The organism is Jiella sp. M17.18, from assembly GCF_041027365.1.
Taxonomy (GTDB): Bacteria; Pseudomonadota; Alphaproteobacteria; order Rhizobiales; family Rhizobiaceae; genus VKMB-3413.
The window spans coordinates 1-659 of sequence record NZ_JBFTEH010000056.1 but is presented as its reverse complement, the minus strand read 5'-3'; the positions used below and the strand labels follow the sequence as shown (position 1 = coordinate 659).

At 66.6% G+C, this 659-nt stretch carries 1 protein-coding gene; it reads left to right on the top strand.

All coding sequences use genetic code 11. The features are described from left to right. On the top strand, nt 1-534 hold a 534-nt coding region (gene istB, locus AB5S17_RS23440), incomplete at its 5' end, for an IS21-like element helper ATPase IstB (protein ID WP_369243584.1). Between the last annotated feature and the right edge of the window lie 125 nt (nt 535-659).

The following is a 659-nucleotide window of genomic DNA, read 5'->3' as shown; positions in this document are numbered from 1 at the left end:
GAGGATGTCGACTACCAGGCCGATCGCGGCCTCGACCGTGCTCTCTTCCAGAAGCTCGCCGGCGGCGACTTCATCGCCGCCCACGACAATCTGGTCCTGACCGGGCCGACCGGCGTCGGAAAGTCGTGGCTGGCGTCCGCCATCGGCCACAGCGCCTGCCGCGACAACCGCTCGGTGCTCTACCAGCGCGTGCCCAAGCTGTTCGCCAATCTGGCGCTGGCCCGCGGCGACGGCCGCTATGCCCGCATCCTGCGAACTCTCGCCGGCGCCCAGCTCCTGATCCTCGACGACTGGGGCCTCGAACCCCTCGATGCCGCCGCCCGCCACGACCTTCTCGAAATCCTCGAAGAGCGGTACGGGCGCAAGTCGACCATCGTCACCAGCCAAATCCCCGTGTCCCGCTGGCACGAAATTATCGCCGATCCCACTTACGCCGACGCGATCCTCGACCGCCTTCTTCACAACGCCCATCGCATCGAGCTCACCGGCGAAAGCCTGCGCCGGACCCGCTCCCGCGCCGTCCTGGCAGATTGACCAAGCCACCGCCGGGTGACAAACAAAACCAAGGTCCGCAGCGCCTCGAAAAGGTGGGCGACATCGTCCCGGAATCCCGGGCGACATGATCGCGGAATTGCCGGGCGACTTCATCGGAATACGCA